Origin of the sequence: Marinobacter sediminum (assembly GCF_023657445.1) — a bacterium.
Classification (GTDB): Bacteria; Pseudomonadota; Gammaproteobacteria; order Pseudomonadales; family Oleiphilaceae; genus Marinobacter; species Marinobacter sediminum_A.
This window is the reverse complement of record NZ_JAGTWY010000001.1, coordinates 1,873,396-1,892,206: the sequence shown is the minus strand read 5'-3', so window position 1 is coordinate 1,892,206 and position 18,811 is coordinate 1,873,396. Positions and strand designations below refer to the sequence as shown.

Genomic DNA, 18,811 nt, shown 5'->3' with positions numbered 1-18,811 from the left:
ATCATTTTATCCAGTGATCGCAGGGCCCTGATCCGGGACGCGCTATACACCTACACCCGCTGGCAAGTCATTGCGCTGCTGTTTCTGGGTTTTTCTGCGGGACTGCCGTTCCTGCTGGTGTTTTCCACACTGAACGCCCGCCTTGCGGATGTGGGCGTGGAAACCGCCACTATCGGGTTCTTCAGTTGGTTGGGGATTACATACTCCATCAAGGTGTTCTGGGCACCTGTGGTGGACAGGCTGAAGCTGCCCATACTGGATAAGCTGCTGGGCAAGCGCCGTAGCTGGATTATTCTTGCCCAGTCGGGTATCGCCACCGGTCTGTATCTGATGGCCCATGTCGACGCCACGACAGCGCCGGAGATGATGGCGCTATGCGGGCTGCTGGTCGCTTTTTCCTCGGCCACTCAGGATGTGGCCATTGATGCCTACCGGATCGAGATTGCTGAAGAGCGGCTGCAGGCGGCACTCGCGGCCACGTACATCTTCGGTTACCGGTTAGCCCTGCTTGTTGCCGGTGCCGGCGCCTTGTACCTGGCGGCGTTCTGGTCCTGGCAGGTCTCATATGAGGTTATGGCCTGCCTTGTCGGGGTTGGTGTGCTCACGGTTCTGGTGGTGCGTGAGCCCCGTATAAACCACTTTTCGGCGGCTCAGGATATTGCCCACAAGATTGAACAGGAGGCGGCTAAACGGACGCACCTCAACCCGCGAATGGCTCGTTTTGTGGGGTGGTTTTACGCCGCCGTTGCGGGTCCTTTCCTTGATTTCTTCCACCGGTACAAGGAGCTCTCCCTTGCCATTCTGTTGATGGTGGCGGTGTACCGGATTTCGGACATTGCCATGGGGGTAATGGCTAACCCGTTCTACCTGGATTTTATGGGATTCAGCAAAACCCAGGTAGCGGATGTCACCAAAGTCTTCGGCTTCTTCATGACCATTGCTGGCTCGCTGATGGGTGGGGTAATGGTGGTACGTTACGGCGTCCGCAGGATCCTGTTGCTGGGTGCGATCATGACGGCGGTGACGAATCTCCTGTTTGTTCTGCTCGCCCAGTATCCACCCAACATAGCGACCCTGGCTGCAGTGGTCAGCGCCGACAACCTCAGTGGCGGCATCGCCAATGTCGCGCTCATTGCCTGGCTGTCCAGCATGACCAGCGCCTCCTTCACGGCGACCCAGTACGCCCTGTTCAGCTCCCTGATGACACTACCCGGCAAGTTTATCGGTGGTTTCTCCGGTATTGTGGTGGCGGATTACGGTTACGCAGAGTTTTTCCTGATTTCAGGCATCATGGGCGTGCCCGCCATCCTGCTGGCGCTTTTCATGATTCGCCAGGGAACACGGCTGGATGCCCTGGCGCCGGATCACTCCGGCAGCAGTGAGGCTCAATCCGGGGAGCCGGCGAAGGGATAGGGGCATGGAGCCAACCAAGGATCAGAAAATCTGGCAAGTGGTACTGTCGATCCCCACGGGAACGGTGGCAAGCTATGGCCAGGTCGCCGACATGGCGGGTCTGGGTCGCCAGGCCCGTTACATCGGCCGTGCCCTCGGAAAGCTTCCCGAGGGACATTCCGTGCCCTGGTACCGGGTACTGAGAAGCAATGGCCAGATCGCCTTCCCGAAAGGCTCAGCGACCTTCCTGAAACAAAAGGACTTACTGGAACAGGAAGGTGTTGAAGTCGCTAATGGTAAGGTGTCAATGCGCCAATTCCGCTGGCAGCCATAGTGTGCTCCGCGCAGCAGACCTCAGCGCATGGCTAATCCAATCAGGATTTAACCTATTGGCCGAATCGGCCTCGGGCCAGCCCCTAAAGCCTCAGGGCCCCATCCACCTCAATTATACGCCCGGAAACATAGTCATTCTCGAAGATAAACGCCGCCGCAGAAGCAATCTCCTCCGGCTTGCCCATGCGCTTCAGAGGAATGCCTGCCACCATTTTCTCAAGTGCCTCCGGCTTCATTGATGCCGTCATCTCGGTCTCGGTAAAGCCCGGAGCGATACCGGCGCAACGGATCCCGTGACGAGCCAGCTCTTTCGCCCATACGGGCACCAGCGCAGATACACCAGCCTTGGCAGCAGAGTAGTTGCTCTGGCCCATGTTGCCGGCACGGGAAATAGAGGCGATATTGATAATCACGCCCGGGTTACCGTGCTTGATCATCTGGGTGGCTGCTTCGCGACCGCACAGGAAGACGCCGGTCAGGTTTACGTCGATTACCGCCTGCCATTGTGACAGCTCCATTCGCTTCTCGATCTGGCCATCCTTGCCTCTGACCAACAGACCATCGCGCAGGATGCCGGCGTTATTGACCAGTCCGTCAAGCTGGCCAAAATCGTTGGCAATGGCTTCAAAGGTTTTCTCAACGTCTTCTTCTTTCGCGACGTTGCAGACATAGGTCCTGGCATCACCACCGGCTTTTTTGCAGGCCTCTGCAGCTTCCTCCAGTTTTTCCGGCATCAGGTCGATGAGGGCCAGTCTGGCGCCTTTGGCTGCCAGGTATTCTGCCATGGCACGGCCGATGCCCTGACCACCGCCGGTAATTGCAATTACGGAATCTTGAAGTTTCATGTTTTGCCCTAACTAACGTTATTAAGTGGTTTTACAGTTGCCGTATGGCTGACTTTTTAATTGGAAGGGCTGGGAGTATACCAGACCTTATAAAACCCATATTCAGACCGTGAGGGCCTGATGTCCGTTTTTCTTTTTCTGTTCATTGTGATGCCAGTCGCCGAGATGGCAGTGCTTATCAAGGTTGGCGGCATTATCGGTGTGATCAATACCATCGGGTTGGTGCTTCTGACGGCTGTTATTGGTGCCTGGTTGCTTCGCCAGCAGGGGCTTGCCACGTTGCTCAAGGCCAATCAGCGCCTGAACAGTGGCGAATTGCCGGCCAAAGAGGTGGCTGAAGGCCTGATTCTGGCGGTGGGCGGCGCTCTGTTGCTGACGCCCGGATTCATTACGGATACCATCGGATTCCTTTGCCTGATACCCGGCACACGCCACTGGTTGGCGGCTCAGGCGCTGAAGCGGATGGTAGTCTCGGGGCAGAGCCGCGGCTTCTATTTTCGTGCGGGAGGCGGCCAGAACCCGTTTGGTCAGGACCCTTTCGGTGATCGCGATAATCCCTTTGGCAGGCAGCGCCCATTCGACCGTGACAGCAACGGCGATATTATCGAAGGTGAGTATCAGGACGAGACCGAATCAGACCGCGATCGCATCGAAAAAAAGTGAAAAAAGTTTGGGCCGGGGTGTTGAAAACCCCTACGCGAGCCCCACATAGGTGTCACAAGTTCGCTGCAGGCTGATAACGGCTGAAAAACAGCAGGTTAGCAGCCGGGCAATTTGGCCGGATGACGCTTTGCTAGTCCGTCCTTTTTAACAGCAAATGTCATTGCCACATTAATCTGACTATTGGAGAAACCGAGCAATGAAAATTCGTCCGCTCCACGACCGTGTTGTCGTACGCCGTAAGGAAGAAGAAGAGAAAACCGCAGGTGGCATCGTGCTGCCGGGTAACGCCAAAGAGAAGCCTTCACAGGGTGAAGTTGTTGCTGTGGGCAACGGCCGCATCCTGGAGAATGGCGAAACCCGTGCTCTGGCGGTCAAGGCGGGTGACACCGTGGTCTTTGGTCAGTATGCCGGAAACACCGTGAAAGTAGACGGTGAAGAGCTGCTCATCATGAGCGAAAACGACATCTATGGCGTGCTTGAGTGATCGCTGAGGCGACTGGCACGAACCCTCATTAATCCGTTTGATTCAATGAATTCGGTTTAACGAACAGGAATAGAAGACATGGCAGCAAAAGAAGTCAAATTCGGTGATAGCGCCCGCAAACGCATGGTCGCAGGTGTCAACATCCTGGCGGATGCGGTCAAGGTAACCCTGGGCCCGAAAGGCCGTAATGTGGTCCTGGAGAAATCCTTCGGTGCTCCGACCGTCACCAAGGACGGCGTTTCTGTCGCCAAAGAAATCGAGCTCAATGACAAGTTCGAGAACATGGGCGCGCAGATGGTCAAGGAAGTTGCTTCCCAGACCAACGATAGCGCTGGTGATGGCACCACGACTGCAACCGTTCTCGCTCAGGCGATCGTTCGCGAGGGCATCAAGGCGGTTTCAGCGGGTATGAACCCGATGGATCTGAAGCGTGGCATCGACAAGGCAACGATCGCTGCGGTCCAGTCGATTCGTGATCTGGCCAAGCCCTGCGATGATAACCGTAACATTTCCCAGGTTGGCACCATCTCCGCCAACGGTGATGAGAGCATCGGTAAGATCATTGCGGATGCGATGGAGCGCGTAGGCAAAGAAGGCGTCATTACTGTTGAGGAAGGTCGTGGCCTGGAAGACGAGCTGGACGTTGTTGAAGGTATGCAGTTTGATCGCGGCTACCTGTCTCCGTACTTCATCAACAACCAGGACAACATGTCTGTTGAGCTGGATGACCCGTTCATCCTGCTGGTAGACAAGAAGGTCTCCAACATTCGCGAACTGCTGCCGGTACTGGAATCTGTCGCGAAGGCTGGCAAGCCGCTGATGATCATCGCTGAAGACATCGAAGGCGAGGCGTTGGCGACTCTGGTAGTGAACAACATGCGTGGCATCGTGAAAGTGGCTGCTGTAAAAGCACCCGGTTTCGGTGACCGTCGTAAGGAAATGCTGCAGGACATTGCCATTCTGACTGGCGGTACTGTCATTTCCGAAGAAGTTGGCCTGACTCTGGAAAACACCACGCTGGACGATCTGGGCACAGCCAAGCGCGTCAACATCACCAAGGAAAACACCACGGTGATCAATGGTGCCGGCGCACAGGGTGACATCGAAGCCCGTGTTGAGCAGATTCGCAAGCAGATCGAAGACAGCTCTTCCGATTACGACAAGGAAAAGCTGCAGGAACGCGTAGCCAAGTTGGCTGGTGGTGTTGCTGTTATCAAGATCGGTGCTGGCTCCGAAGTTGAAATGAAAGAGAAAAAGGCCCGTGTCGAAGACGCGCTGCACTCCACTCGCGCTGCTGTTGAAGAAGGCGTGGTTGCCGGTGGTGGTGTCACCCTGATCCGTGCGATTGCGGCACTGGACGCAGTAGATGCGATCAACGAAGAGCAGAAGGCGGGCGTAAACATCCTGCGCCGCGCGATGGAAGCGCCTCTGCGCCAGATCGTGCAAAACGCCGGTGGCGAGCCGTCTGTTGTTGTAAATAACATTCGTGCTGGCGAAGGTAGCTATGGCTACAATGCGTCCACCGAAGTGTATGGCGATATGCTGGAAATGGGTATCCTGGATCCTGCCAAGGTTACCCGTTCCGCGCTGCAGGCTGCTGCTTCCGTAGCGTCCCTGATCATCACCACCGAGGCGATGGTTGCTGACGAGCCGGATGACGAGCAGTCTGGCGGCGGCATGCCGGACATGGGCGGCATGGGCGGAATGGGAGGCATGGGCGGCATGATGTAATGTCGGCCTGATCCCGGCCACGCCTCCATATCCGGGGTGTGGCATGATCTGCCCTGAAAAACCCCGCGTCGGTTCACACTGGCGCGGGGTTTTTGTTTTTTTGTCATGAACTTGCCTGATGGCTTTGTTAGACTCGGCTTCCGGTCAATGGTCTGTGTGAAGTTGAATGAGTGATACTGAAACCAAATCCTTTCTCCGCCCTGGCAAGGTCATTCTCCTTGTTTTGCTGGCGGCACTCGTTTATCTGACCGCTGTGATTGTTTGGGTACCGGCGGGTTGGCTCTGGCAGCAGGCATCTGCACGAGTAAACCTGCCAAAACAGGTTCAGGTACAGCAGGTATCCGGGCAAGTCTGGGAAGGCACTGCTGGTTTGGTCATTACCGGTTACCCTGTGCGCCTGGACTGGCGTCTGGGCTGGCCCTCGGTGACTGGTTTATCCTTGCCCCTGGCTGTTTCTGTGGCTTCATCACAATCCTTGATTGAGGGGGATGTTACGATCGGTTGGCCAGCGCGCGCAGAGGTGCAGGCTCGCGGCAGGTTGGCCGTTGCAGAGTTTGAAGATCTGATTCGCCGTAGCGGCGGTGCCCTGATTGAAGGTGACGTTACCATTGATCGTCTGGATGTCGTCTGGGCCGACAACCGTGTTTCACAGGCCGAAGGTGTTGGTCGCTGGGCCGGCGGGCAGGTTACCTGGCCTATGGGAAATCAGACAGGCCAGGCGCAGTTCCCGCCGATGCAGGCCAACCTGGATACAACACAGGGTGGGGTGGCCCTCACGGTTGCGGAACAGGGTGGTGACGGCCCGGCTGCAGATGCGAGTATCCTCTGGAATGGAATGATGGAACTGCGGGTGTACAAGCGCATGGTGGATCTGGCCGACCAGCCCTGGTCGGATTCTGCGAGCCCCGGAGATGTGGTCTTCCGGGTCAGGCAGCCCTTGCTGCCAGGGGCGCGTTAAAGTGGCCTTCCTGAACGCCGAAGCACAAGGTCGGGTTTCACGGATTCTGGCGAATCTCCTTTTGCTGGGGCTGGCGCTGTATCTGGGGCTGATGCTTGCGAAGGTAACCTGGATGATTGCCTGGGATGACCAACCGGTCCCTTTGGCTTCGGAAGTCGGCCTTGGCAGCGCGCCTTCGAGGCAGGCCCTGACCTATCCAATGGCCAGTTACGACTTTTTTGGCCGGCCGGCGGAACAGACCGGTGTGGCCGAAGTGGTTAAGCGTTCCGCACCGGAAACAGGCCTGCGGCTGCGCCTTGAGGGTGTCCTTGTGGGACAGCGTCCCGAGGACTCCGGTGCTATAGTTGCAGGAAGTAATGGAGAAACGGCTTATTATCGTGTTGGGGATCTTTTGCCAGGCAATGCCGAGCTGGCTGAGGTGGAGCCCACACGCATATTGATCCGTCGTGGCGGTCGATATGAGTCGCTGACGTTCGAGGAAGCCGATACGTCTGCAATGGTTGCAGAAGTGGCTGAAACGCCGGCAGAATCATCGCCCGATGCATTCCTCGAGAATGCCCGGGCCCAGCTGGACAGTCAGGGAGTGGCGGCTCTCAATAACTATGGGCTGAGCCCGGTGGATGAAAGCGGACAGTCCGGATACGTTTATGATGGCTCAAATGCCATGCTGAATGCAGTGAATCTTCGGGCCGGAGATGTGATTACAGCCATTAACGGCCAGCGGTTGGGTGATATTGAGCAGGACCGATCCCTGCTGGAGAGCTGGCGTGGCCAGGCCCAGCTGGCTATTGAAATTGAGCGTGACGGTTCCATCCTCACCGTAAGTTATGCCATACCCGAGCAGTGGCGCTGATCGGGTTCATCGATACAGGACGAAATCGCCAGATGTATAACCACAAGACCAATATGTTTCGGGCCATTGCGCTGCTTATCTTGCTTCCCCTTATGTCCATGGCACATGGGCAGGAAGAAACCTGGCGGCTGAACCTGAAAGACGCAGATATTCGCGCCTTTGTTACTCAGGTTGCGGACATTACCGGATATAGTTTTGTGATAGACCCACGGGTCAAGGGCAAGGTTACGGTCCTGTCGAGTGCGCCGATGAACAAGGACGAGATCTACGATCTCTTCCTGGCAGTGCTGAATGTGCATGGCTTCACGGCAATTCCCGGTGAGGAAGTTATCAAGATTGTGCAGCAGGTGGATGCCAAACAGTCTGCGGAATCCCTCTCGCGCTTTGCAACAACGCCGTCCGAGCAGCTTATTACCCGGGTCATCCAGATTGACAACGCCAATGCGCTTGAGCTGGTTCCGATCCTGCGTCCGCTGGTTGCGAAATACGGCCACCTGGCAGGCGTGGCGGCGGCCAACGCTCTGATTGTTAGTGATCATGCCTCCAATATTGAGCGCATCGAGCAGATTGTCCGCGAGCTGGACAGCCCGTCCAAGTACGAAGTGGAAGTCATCCAGCTTGACGAAGCCTGGGTTGGCGATATGGTTACTCTCCTGCAAGAACTGGCACCGGACGAGCTCGGCCAGGCCGGAGGAGAAAATAAAGCGCGCAAGTACAGCGTAACTGCCGATGAACGTAGTAATCGTTTGATCCTTCGGGGCGACCAGACCTTCCGGGATAAGATGCGGGGCCTGATCCGGAAACTGGACCAGCCCTCGGCCTCGGGTGGTACCACAAAAGTTATTCGTTTGAAGCATGCAGATGCGAAGAACCTGACCGAGATTCTCAAGGGCGTGATGGGGCAACTCGTCAAGGAAGGTGACGGAGGCTCGGGCGGCGGAGCCAAACCAAACAGCAATTTTGCGGTCTTTGCGGATGAGGGTCTGAATGCCCTGGTGGTCCGCGGTGAGCCATCATTGATGCAGGAAGCTGAAGAAATCGTTGCCCAGCTGGATTTGCGCAGGGCGCAGGTAATGATTGAAGCGGCGATCGTGGAGATCAGTGACGAACTGGGCCAGGATCTGGGCGTCCAGGTTGCCGTGGGTGACCAGTCTGGTGAATCCACGCCGGTGATCGCTTCCAACTTTGGTAATGTGGGCCGCAGCCTCGGCGAGGTGCTGAGCGCAATTCTGACCGGCTCAGCCATTACACCTGCCACCGGCGGCATCACGGTCGGCGCCGGCCAGCGAAACGAGGATGGCGTCAGTTGGGGGATTCTCCTGCAGGCGCTTTCTACCTCGGCGGCTGCAAACCTTCTCTCCACGCCCAGCATCATTACCCTGGATAATCAGGAGTCAGAAATCATCGTTGGCCAGAACGTGCCGTTCCGCACCGGGGAGTCCACAGTTACAGGGGATGGCACCACGAATCCTTTCACCACTATTGAGCGTCGCGACGTCGGTCTGACCCTTAAAGTTACGCCTACCATCAGTGCCGATGGCCTGGTACGGCTGGTCGTTGAGCAAACAACGGAAAACGTGGCTGACAGTATTGAGGATGCTTCAGATATCGTGACCAACAAGCGAGAGATCAAGACCACAGTGCTGGCGGATGATGGCGAGACAATCGTGCTTGGCGGTCTGACCCGGGATGACTATCTGGTGAACAAGAGCAAAGTGCCGTTCCTGGGGGACATTCCGGTGCTGGGGCGTCTCTTCTCCTCTGAGTCCGAGCGCCGGGTAAAGCGGCATCTGCTGGTTTTCCTGCGACCCAAGATCATGTTGGGCAAGGAAGAGGCGGTTGCAGTAACTGCCGACAAGTTTAACAAGCTTTGGGATGTGAATCTGGACGTTCGAAAAAAACTGGGCTTGCCTGACTCAGAAGATCGTCCGGATACCGACGTGCTGTTCAACCCGGGCAGCCACGAGTCGATCAAGTAATACCCGGTATGCACACGGGTTTAACCCCGCCCGTGTGCATCAGGCAGTCAATGGGGGCATCGGGCAATCCATCTGATCTGCCACCAGTCTCATAAGTTCATACTCCCGCACTTCAATCTTTCCATCGTGGGTAATGCAATGCCCGCAGGCGTCAATGATGGCTGGCTTCAATAACGGAGAGAGCCCGTTCAGCGTCTTCAATGCTTCCCTTAGCTGGCGCATGGTTACCTTTTCAAGCACCGGTTGCCTGCTGTTCTGGGTGTCGACAAAGCCCGCCATTGCTTCCATGTAGAGCTTTTCAGCATCTGTCGAAGACGAGCTCCCGGCACGGGCGAGCAGGCTCAGGAGTCGCTGGAGAGCTGGCATGACGGGGCGATACCCCCGATACCTGACTGGGATTTCCCGGCTGGCGTCTGCTCCCAGGTGTCGGGACAGGAAGCTGGTCAGCGCCAGTTCGAACAGACTCACCCGATGATCTGCCGCCACCAGCTTCTGCACATTGCTCATCAATCCCTGTCGTTCCTCCGGGTCCAGTTTCCGCAAGGCGGGCATCGCCAGCTCCAGAGCAGGGAAGCGTACGCCCTCACCAATGGTCTTCAAAGCTGGCACAAGCTTTTCAAGAAGTCCCGGCTCGCTGCCCAGGATGGGATGGGGAGGGATCAGCTCCATCCGCTCATGCTGCTGATCCCGGGAGAGTTCACTGATAAGCAGGGCATAACAAAGCTGGACTGCACCGGCGCGGGTGTAGAGCAGGCTTCGGAATGTCGCTGGCAAGCGTGACAGCAAGCGAACGGCGAAATCCTCTCCCTGGCTGGTGACTGTACCCACGCGTTCGGATAATTTCGAACCGATGGGGCGAACAGCTGACGCTGAAGCCAGCGGCGATGTGCTTTTCCGGCTTAACGGGCTGTAGATCTCAGCCACAGCCTCTGAAAAGCCGGATGCCGGGGCTGGTCGTTTTGTCGCTGTCGCGGAACGGAGGTCCGCACGGGGCTCGGTGTCCCGGAGCCGGCTGCGCAATCTTGCCAGCATACCGGGTTGAATGCTGTTGATACGCTGTTCAATTGGCGGGTGAGAGGCGAGCAGGGAGGTGAACTTCATTCTCGCGCTCTCGCCGAAACACATGTGGTTCATATCGCTGGCATGGCTGGTGGTATCCAGATAACCACCCTTGAGCCCGATCTTGAACAGGGCGCCGGCAATCCCTTCCGGATTGCGAGTGAACTGAACGGACGAGGCATCCGCCAGCATTTCCCGTTGACGGGAAACCGCTGCCTGGATCAGTCGCCCGAAGAACACGCCGACGTAGCCAATAACCAGAAGCGCAATGCCAATCAGCCCCATTGCCGCCTGGCCCCTGCTGTCCCTTGAGGAGCGTGATGAGCGATGGCTGCTGAAAAATGACACGCGGAGCAGGAAGCCGCCGATCTGGCCAATCATCAGGATGCCTGCCAAAAGGGCAATCAGGCGCACATTCAGTCGCATATCGCCGTTGAAGATATGGCTGAACTCGTGTCCGACTACTCCCTGGAGCTCGTCACGGTTCAGCTGGGTAATGGCGCCGTGGGTAACCACCATGACTGCTTCGCCGGGCGTGTAGCCCGCGACAAAGGCGTTAATGCCGGTTTCATTGTCCATGATGTAGAGTTCCGGGACGGGAACACCACTGGCAATGGCCATTTCCTCAACGATGTTCCGTAGTTTCCGCTCATCACCATCCCGGGTGTCCGGATCGATGGGGCGTGCCCCCACCATTTTGGCAACCCGTGTGCCGCCTCCTGCCAGGTCAGCCCAGCGAACCAGAGAGCCTGTGATGATCAGTGTGACCACGGCGACGGCGGTCCAAAGGCCGTGATTGGAAAGCAGCCAGTTGTGGAAGGCCAGCGCCGACGATTCGCTGCGGGTAACGAAATAGCCGACGAGGCAGACGGCGAGCGTGATGAGCGCTACCGCCGTCAGGAACAGGAATACCAGAAGGCTGGTATTGCGCCTGGCAGATGCCTGACGCTGGAAAAAACCGGGGTGTGCCATGCCTCAGGGCCTCAGAAGGCCACTTTCGGTGCTTGGCGAGCCTCAGGAGCCTCCAGCTCCAGTTGTGCCGTTTCCTTGAAGGCAAACATGCCTGCGAGGATATTGTTGGGGAACTGTTCACGGAAGGTGTTATAGGTCATTACACCGTCATTGTAGGCCTGGCGGGCAAAAGCAACTCGATTCTCGGTGCTGGAAAGCTCTTCCATTAATTGCTGGATGGTCTCGTTGGCTTTCAGCTCTGGATAGTTTTCTGCTACCGCGTAGAAATTGGCAAGGGCCTTGGTAAGCAGGTTCTCGGCACCACCGAGGCGCTGAATTTTTGTGCCATCACCCGGATCTTTCGCCGCATCTTGCTGGGCACTGACCGCGTTGTTGCGGGCTTCCATGACCTGAGTGAGCGTGCTCTTCTCATGAGTCAGGTAGGCCTTGGCAGCCTCAACGAGGTTGGGAATGAGGTCGTGTCGGCGCTGAAGTTGTACATCGATCTGCGCAAAACCGTTTTTGAACTGGTTTCGCAGAGAGACGAGGCGGTTATAAATGAATACCAGGTAAATTACAGCGACGGCGATGACAGCCAGGCCGATTAGGGTGGTTCCCATGGAAACTCCTCTGGTGGTTAGTGGGTCAGACGTTATTTTCGACGATTTTCTGATGAAAACCTGTAATGAAAGTCTCAAATTCCCGTGGGGGAAGGGGTTTGCTGAAATAATATCCCTGGGCCAGCTGGCAGCCCCGCTGGCTCAGATAGTATTCCTGTTCTGCTGTTTCAACACCTTCTGCGACAACAGAGAGGTTCAGACTCTTACCGAGATCGATGATGGTGTTGGCGATGCGGGTGTCTTCCTCATTTACGAGCAAGTCCCGAATAAACTGTTTGTCGATTTTCAGGTGCTGAACGGGCATCTGCTTCAGGTAGGTGAGTGAGGAGTAACCGGTGCCGAAATCATCCACAGCTATACTGATTCCCGCCTTGTGCAGCCGATGCAGTTTTTCAACAGCATCGGAAAGATTGGTCATGAAGCTGGTTTCGGTCACTTCCAGTTCGAGCCGGCCTGCCGGAATGCTGTGGCGCTCCAGCGTCTTCAGGATGTCGTCGACGATAGTTTGCTGCCGTAGCTGAACCGCAGAAAGGTTAACTGCAATTCTCAGTGGTGTCCCCTCTGTTGCCCAGCGCGCAGCCTGCCAGCACGCCTGGTCCAGCACCCATTGGCCTATTTCGACGATGGATCCATTGGACTCAGCGACTGGAATGAAGTCATCCGGCGGCACCAGTCCCCGGGTAGGGTGTTTCCATCGCAGAAGCGCTTCGGCACCGATCACCCGTTTGTTTTCCAGGTTGATCTGGGGTTGGTACACCAGGTGGAGCTGATGATTGCTCAGGGCCTGAGAGAGGTCTCTCTCCAATTGCTTACGGTCCCGAATCTCCTGGTCAATGCTGGCGACATAGAACTGCAGATGGTTCCGGCCATCCTGCTTGGCCAGCGTCATGGTCTGTTCGGCGCTTTGCAGTAGCCGGTCGGGTTGATTGGTATCAGAGGGGAACAGCGCGACCCCCATGGTGGCTGTCATGGCGACAGTCTGGTTTTCCACCATCATAGGCGTGCTGATATACCCAAGAATCCTCTCGGCGGTGTCTGCGGCCTGAAAACCGTCCCGCAGGCCTTTTTCCACAATCACAAACTGGTCACTACCGAGCCTGGCCAGCGTGAATCGAGTGCTGCCCAGTTTCGAGGTCAGCCGATCGGCGACTGTTTGGAGAATCATATCGCCGGTGCGAAAGCCACATTGCTCGTTAATGGACTTGAAGTCGTCGATACCGAATACGCTGAGCGATAGAACAGAATTTCTGTTTTTCGCTTCCTCAATGTCCCGCGCCAGTAGCTCCATGAATGTGTCGCGGCTGGGCAAGCCGGTCAACTGGTCATATCGCGAAAGCCGGTTAACCCGATCCTCTGCCTCGCGATGCCGTTTCTGGCTGTCGCCAATCGCGACGAGAAGATTGTTGGTTGCGTTGACCCAGAGGCCCAGTTCATCTCGCTGGTGTCCTTGGGGGATCGCCACGAGCCGGTCATCGGGATGGACAGGATTTACCTGTTTTAAGGAATGAACAATTCGCAGTAGCGGTCGGGTCAGAAGCAAGTGAAAAACAAAATAGATCACCAGCCCGAGAATCAGAGCGGTTGCGACGACGGAGGCGAATGTTACGGTCGCCCGCTCAAGCCAGTTCTTGGCGATCGGCGCGGTGTCATAGTGCACTTCGAGATACCCATAGAGGGTACTTTGATCTCTTTCACGAACCAGCGGAGTCCGGTATATGCGCTCGGCATTGAATATAGGGTCGGTCAATGGTCGGAAAGCTGTTTGCTGAAGAGGTCGGTTACGCGTGCCCAGTGGCTCGCCATCCGGGTGCGTAATGCGGGCCACATGGACTGCCTCCCGCGCAAAGAGGCCATCCACTACCTGTTGTGCCAGCTCCGTATCAATACTGAAAACAGCCTGAGTTGCAGCGTCCTTCACCATGGCGATGGTCTGTGCAGACTGGTGATCCAGGTCACCTGACACACGCCGGGCGTCCAGAATGATCTGCACGGTGCTTACGATCAAACCGCTAATCAGCGCGACCGCAAGAATCCATCGTAAAATACGATAGCCCAGGTGGTTTTCAACCTCGAAGGAGTTTTGCATTCAGGCCTTTCTATAATCCGATTCGTCAGGAAGCCGGTCGTTTCACATCTTCACTTTTGCTTAGGCAGTTGGATGCTGCTGTTTGCTTGTCAGTATGGTTCAGAGACGATGTAACTGCATTGAGTATCGGTAATTTTTTCAGGGAATGCAGACCCTGAGTGTTTCAATTTGTAAGGATTTCGTGCATGACAGATACAAAAACGCCCGCAAAAAGCGGGCGTTTTCTCTGCAGCCGTTATCGGCCGCGGTCTGTCAGCTAATCAGCGTGTCTGATCAGGCCAGATTTTCGTTCACAAAATCCCAGTTAACGAGATTCCAGAACGCTTCGAGGTAATTTGGGCGGGAGTTGCGGTAATCGATGTAGTACGCGTGCTCCCAAACGTCCACGGTCAGTACAGGCTTGTCAGAGCCAGTCAGCGGGGTTTCCGCGTTGCTGGTGTTGGTGATGGCTACGCTGCCGTCAGCCTTCTTTACAAGCCAGGTCCAGCCTGAGCCGAAGTTGTTGGCTGCCTTGTCGTTGAATTCTTTCTTGAAATCTTCGAACGAGCCAAAGGCTTTCTCGATAGCGTCCTTGGCTGCGCCTGTCGGCTCACCGCCACCATTGGGGCTGAGGCAATGCCAGTAGAAGGTGTGGTTCCAGACCTGTGCGGCGTTGTTGAACAGCGGGCCACTGGCACTCTTGATGATGTCCTCAAGAGATTTGTTGGCGTTATCGGTACCTTCAACCAGGCCGTTCAGCTTGGTGACATAGGTGTTGTGGTGCTTGCCGTAATGGTACTCAAGGGTTTCCTGAGAGATGTGCGGTTCCAGAGCGTTCTTTTCGTATGGTAGTGCGGGAAGTTCAAATGCCATGAGATCGTTCTCCCTGTCTCTCTATTTACGTGTATGTACAGTTGGCCAATTTGGGGGCGATTTGAGCTATATCAACCCCTTGGTGTTAAAGAGCTTTTAAACTCGGGGCTGCCGGGCAGGAACTGCGCGCAGTTCCGGACACGCCAAACCAGTTCCTCGTAGCTGTCCGCCAGGATATTCACATGGCCGAGTTTCCGGCCAGGGCGCTCGCCTTTGTTGTATAGATGGAGGTGAGCGTAGGGCAGCTCAAGGATGCGTTCAATGTCGCCATGCTCCCCGATGATGTTGATCATGCAGCTCACTCCACGTGGCTCAACGCTGCCAAGGTGGTGGCCGCTCACTGCCCGGATGTGGTTCTCGAACTGGCTGGTCATTGCCCCTTCGATGCTCCAGTGTCCAGAGTTGTGAACCCGGGGCGCCATTTCGTTTGCAACAAGGCCGTCCGCGGTTTCAAACAGCTCAAGTGTTAATACGCCAACATAGTTCAATTCGTTCAACAGTGCACGGATATAGCGTTTCGCATCGTCCTGGATATGCTTTTCCAGACCGGGTGCAGGTGCGATTGAGTAGCGCAGAATGCCTTCGTGATGGGTGTTCTCCGCCATCGGGTAGAAGGCAAGGTCACCATCCTCTGATCGTACGGCGATCATGGATACTTCGCGCTTGAACTCAACAAACTTCTCGACGATCAGTCGTGGGTGACCAATAGAGGCCCAGGCTTCTGCTGCGTCTTCAGGATTTCTGAGGACTGCCTGGCCCTTGCCGTCGTAGCCTTCCGTATTGGATTTTGCGACTACGGGGCAGCCAAGTTTCTCAGCTGCATCCTCGAGGGCTTTCGCACTGTCCGCAATTTTCCATTCAGGCGTTGGTATGCCCAGTTCGCCAAACAGCGTTTTTTCGGCTTCGCGGTTCTGGCATACCTGCAAGGCGCGGGGGCAGGGGTGAACCGGTTTTTCTTCTGCAAGCTTTTCTGCGACGTCGACCGGCAGGTGCTCGAACTCGTAGGTGACGCGGTCTACCCGTGAGATAAAGTCATCCAGGTACTGGCCGTCCCTGTCGATGATGACTTCGCCCAGGCCGGCGCTTGGGCTGCCAGACATGTCATAGAAAACGAAAGTTTTCGCCAGCGGGTATCCGGCGAGAGCCAGCATGCGCCCGAGTTGACCGGCGCCTAGTACACCAATTCTCATTTGTGTTCCCCAACCTGTTCGGCAGACTACTGAGTTAAATTCATTGATCTCTGGGATCCGGGTTGTCCAGAATCGTTTGCGTCTGTGCTTCGCGGAATTCATCGACGGCCTTGCGCACATCGGCATCGAACGTGCCGATAATCTGGGCCGCCAGCAGACCCGCGTTTGTTGCACCGGCCTTGCCGATTGCCAGAGTGCCTACCGCAATACCGCCGGGCATCTGAACAATAGAAAGCAGTGAGTCGAGACCGTTGAGCGCTTTGGACTGTACGGGAACACCCAATACCGGCAGGGAGGTCTGTGACGCTACCATGCCTGGCAGGTGAGCGGCTCCGCCGGCACCGGCGATGATTGCCTTCAGGCCGCGGCCAGATGCAGTTTTGGCGTAATCAAACAGAAGATCCGGTGTGCGGTGGGCAGAGACGACTTTGGTTTCGTAGGGTACGCCGAGTTTTTCAAGCATGTTGGCGGCGTGTTCCATTGTGGGCCAATCGGATTTGGAGCCCATGATGAGTCCTACAAGCGGCTGCATAAGCAACAGTCCTGTGATAATTGGAAAGCCGGCCATTGTATGTTTTGGCTACTCACCATGCAACAAAGGCCGTTTCTGGTGAATTGGGCCTGTGGAACCGGGGGCTTGAAACCCGGATATTTCACTCAGTTTATAACTGCATGTATTATCAGCCCATCAGGTTAACCCGTCCATATCCAGGAGCTGTAATGGAACCCATCCGTCCAGATGACGATGAACTAAGAGCCGAGGCACCGGTTGGCAATAAGGAAAGAAAGGCGCCCCCGGGTGCGAGGCCAAAGTCTGCATCTGGCGGTGGTCGCGAAAAGCCCCCGGAGCCTGCAAAGTCATCGAAGGGCGGGGGCAACGGAAACGGACGGGGAAGCCTTACCCTGTTGTGGCTGCTGTTGATCGGGCTTTCGGGCGCGGCGGGTGCTGGCTGGTACTCGCAGAATCAGCGGATTCAGTCTTTGGAGGGGCAGTTGGAGGAGGCCGATTACTGGGCCCGCCAAAGCAAGTTGGCTCTGGCCAGGTTTGAGGGAGACCTATCCGAAACGGGTGAGAGTCTGCAGGAGCGGGGAGCCTCGCTTTCAGACCAGATTGCCAACAACAAAAAGCAGTTGGAAACCGCAAATAGCGAAATCGGAAAGTTGTGGGTTGTTTCCAATGAGCGGAACAAGGCCCGGTTGAATGATCACCAGGAACGCCTGGCTGCTTTAGAGAAGGGTCTTGCGGAAGATGGCAAGGCGCTGAATACCGTGAAAGCGTCAATGGAAAAAATGCGGTCTTCGTTTGCGGGTGATCTGTCCGCACTCGAGGATCAGACGCAAACCTCTATTGTGGCGCTGCAGGAGGCCAATCGACAGGCGACGGATCAATTAACGACTCTGAGTAAGCAAATCGCAGGTGTGGATCAGATCGTCGAAAACAGAATTCGTCGGTTTGAACAGGAGCAAAAGCTCGGTATCAGCGGTCTTGAGGGACGGCTCAGCGCGCTCGAGAAAGAGACGGATGCGCTCGCCGGAGATAGTCGTGTGCGGGCGTTGCAGAATGAGCTGGCAAGTGTAAAGAAAACCGTTCAGGCCATAGACTCCTCAAGGGCTCAGCTGACGTCGCGACTGGTTCGGCTGTCCGAGGAAGTGAATACATTGCGGGCGCAGTTGTCAGCGAAATAAGATTGTTTTCAGGAGAGGTGTTCGGGCCGCTGGCTGACTGATTGTAACGGTTTGTATTCATCCCTTGCGGTAGCTCTCATTTCTTCCGTTTTGCAGTTGCTATGATCGGGTAACTCGCGAAACGATGAAGAGTGATTAACAATGAAATCCCGAATGCCTCATACCGCGCCGGCTGCTCCCCGCTTGCTTATCTTGTCGTTTCGGGCCCTGGCCCTCTGTGCTCTTATTTTCGGTTCCGGTTGTACAGTTTACCAATCGATTGGCAAGAGTACGGGGGCATTTCTGCACCCCGTCTCCGGTCATGATTTTGTCCACATTCCCAACGATGAGTGGAACCGGAAGAATGCCCTGATCTATTTTTACCGTACCCATTCCCAGTGGGCGGCGGATGAGATTGAGGCCCCCAGCGTTTACATCGACGACGCACATTATTTCAACCTCCGGAACGACAGCTATACCTGGCTTGAGGTGAGTCCCGGCGAGCGACAGATTGCCATGCGACGACCGCTTCTGGGTCTTGAGGGGATGAACTCGTTCAGCCTGAGCCTGATTGCTGATGCAGCGCTCAAGGTTGAAGCTGGCCGCATCTATTACCTTCGATACAACGAACTGACTGAGCCCGAGCAGGCTCACCCGGATCTTGATCCCGAACATCCCCTTGCTCAGGGTGATTTACAGCTGGTGACACGTGACTACGCCATGCAGGGAAACGAAATTGTCACCACGCGCTTTTTAAACAGTGACCTCCTGGCGCCAAACCACGCCGCTACCTCTATCGTTGAAATCAATGAGGATGAGGATTTTGAGCGCCGAATGGATACGCTTGAGGAACAGCGGGAGCTGGAAATCGAGCGATTGGAGCAAGAGGGAAATTACGAATCTGCCTCATGGTTCTGGCCTTTTGGCGGTGGTCCAACCGTTCCTCTTGAAACCGACCGCAAAATTGAGCAGCTGGAAGAAGACTATGCACAGCTGGAGCGGGCGCGGGAACGGCAGGAAGAGGCTGAGTCCGGGGGTGGTTGGTGGATTTTCTGACGGACTGGCCGAAACGACAGGGAATATGATCTGTTTCACAATTGTCGGTGTGGGCTCTGGTTACTACACTGACAACAGTCGAAACATTCGGGAA

At 55.9% G+C, this 18,811-nt stretch carries 17 protein-coding genes; 10 read left to right on the top strand and 7 right to left on the bottom strand.

Features of this window, described 5'->3' with window-relative positions; all coding sequences use genetic code 11:
- Positions 1-1,413 (top strand): AmpG family muropeptide MFS transporter, encoded by a 1,413-nt coding sequence (locus KFJ24_RS09020; protein WP_434968037.1) that lies wholly within the window; start codon positions 1-3, stop codon positions 1,411-1,413.
- A gap of 4 nt (positions 1,414-1,417) precedes the next feature.
- Positions 1,418-1,726, top strand: coding sequence for an MGMT family protein (locus tag KFJ24_RS09015; protein ID WP_250830743.1), 309 nt, complete (start codon positions 1,418-1,420; stop codon positions 1,724-1,726).
- Positions 1,727-1,808: 82 nt separating this feature from the next.
- On the opposite strand, the gene KFJ24_RS09010 is transcribed toward KFJ24_RS09015, so the two are convergent.
- Complete coding sequence (locus KFJ24_RS09010; RefSeq protein WP_250830742.1) at positions 1,809-2,570, bottom strand: SDR family oxidoreductase; 762 nt, start codon at positions 2,568-2,570, stop codon at positions 1,809-1,811.
- Between the two features lie 120 nt (positions 2,571-2,690).
- Between KFJ24_RS09010 and KFJ24_RS09005 the strand changes: the two genes are divergently transcribed.
- The 6 genes from KFJ24_RS09005 (at position 2,691) to gspD (ending at position 9,238) form a co-directional block, all read left to right on the top strand.
- Positions 2,691-3,233, top strand: a complete 543-nt coding sequence (locus tag KFJ24_RS09005; protein WP_250830741.1) for an FxsA family protein — start codon at positions 2,691-2,693, stop codon at positions 3,231-3,233.
- A gap of 196 nt (positions 3,234-3,429) precedes the next feature.
- On the top strand, positions 3,430-3,717 hold the full coding sequence (groES, locus tag KFJ24_RS09000) for a co-chaperone GroES (protein ID WP_070965642.1): 288 nt from the start codon (positions 3,430-3,432) through the stop codon (positions 3,715-3,717).
- 78 nt (positions 3,718-3,795) lie between these two features.
- The gene (groL, locus tag KFJ24_RS08995; RefSeq protein WP_250830740.1) at positions 3,796-5,448 is read left to right on the top strand and encodes a chaperonin GroEL; all 1,653 of its coding nucleotides are present in this window, start codon (positions 3,796-3,798) and stop codon (positions 5,446-5,448) included.
- A 166-nt stretch (positions 5,449-5,614) separates the two neighbouring features.
- Positions 5,615-6,406 (top strand): type II secretion system protein N, encoded by a 792-nt coding sequence (gene gspN / locus KFJ24_RS08990; RefSeq protein ID WP_250830739.1) that lies wholly within the window; start codon positions 5,615-5,617, stop codon positions 6,404-6,406.
- A gap of 1 nt (position 6,407) precedes the next feature.
- The gene (locus KFJ24_RS08985; RefSeq protein ID WP_250830738.1) at positions 6,408-7,259 is read left to right on the top strand and encodes a type II secretion system protein N; all 852 of its coding nucleotides are present in this window, start codon (positions 6,408-6,410) and stop codon (positions 7,257-7,259) included.
- 32 nt (positions 7,260-7,291) lie between these two features.
- Entirely contained in the window at positions 7,292-9,238 is a 1,947-nt protein-coding gene (gspD, locus tag KFJ24_RS08980; RefSeq protein ID WP_250830737.1) for a type II secretion system secretin GspD, read from the top strand.
- Between the two features lie 39 nt (positions 9,239-9,277).
- Here the strand turns inward: gspD and KFJ24_RS08975 are convergent, their stop codons facing one another.
- The 6 genes from KFJ24_RS08975 to purE form a co-directional block, all read right to left on the bottom strand.
- Positions 9,278-11,269, bottom strand: coding sequence for a M48 family metallopeptidase (locus KFJ24_RS08975; protein WP_250830736.1), 1,992 nt, complete (start codon positions 11,267-11,269; stop codon positions 9,278-9,280).
- Between the two features lie 11 nt (positions 11,270-11,280).
- A complete protein-coding gene (locus KFJ24_RS08970; RefSeq protein WP_250830735.1) occupies positions 11,281-11,868 on the bottom strand; it encodes a LemA family protein in 588 nt (195 codons plus the stop codon).
- 25 nt (positions 11,869-11,893) lie between these two features.
- Positions 11,894-13,954 carry a putative bifunctional diguanylate cyclase/phosphodiesterase gene (locus tag KFJ24_RS08965; protein WP_250830734.1) on the bottom strand — a complete coding sequence of 687 codons (2,061 nt, stop codon included), beginning with the start codon at positions 13,952-13,954 and terminating at the stop codon, positions 11,894-11,896.
- Between the two features lie 273 nt (positions 13,955-14,227).
- Positions 14,228-14,806, bottom strand: a complete 579-nt coding sequence (gene sodB / locus KFJ24_RS08960; RefSeq protein ID WP_250830733.1) for a superoxide dismutase [Fe] — start codon at positions 14,804-14,806, stop codon at positions 14,228-14,230.
- Positions 14,807-14,877: 71 nt separating this feature from the next.
- Positions 14,878-15,996 carry a 5-(carboxyamino)imidazole ribonucleotide synthase gene (locus KFJ24_RS08955; protein ID WP_250830732.1) on the bottom strand — a complete coding sequence of 373 codons (1,119 nt, stop codon included), beginning with the start codon at positions 15,994-15,996 and terminating at the stop codon, positions 14,878-14,880.
- 40 nt (positions 15,997-16,036) lie between these two features.
- The gene (gene purE / locus KFJ24_RS08950; RefSeq protein WP_250830731.1) at positions 16,037-16,528 is read right to left on the bottom strand and encodes a 5-(carboxyamino)imidazole ribonucleotide mutase; all 492 of its coding nucleotides are present in this window, start codon (positions 16,526-16,528) and stop codon (positions 16,037-16,039) included.
- A 188-nt stretch (positions 16,529-16,716) separates the two neighbouring features.
- On the opposite strand from purE, the gene KFJ24_RS08945 reads away from it, so the two are divergent.
- Positions 16,717-17,682, top strand: a complete 966-nt coding sequence (locus tag KFJ24_RS08945) for a hypothetical protein (RefSeq protein WP_250830730.1) — start codon at positions 16,717-16,719, stop codon at positions 17,680-17,682.
- 141 nt (positions 17,683-17,823) lie between these two features.
- Entirely contained in the window at positions 17,824-18,717 is an 894-nt protein-coding gene (locus tag KFJ24_RS08940; protein WP_250830729.1) for a DUF2846 domain-containing protein, read from the top strand.
- Positions 18,718-18,811 lie beyond the last annotated feature (94 nt).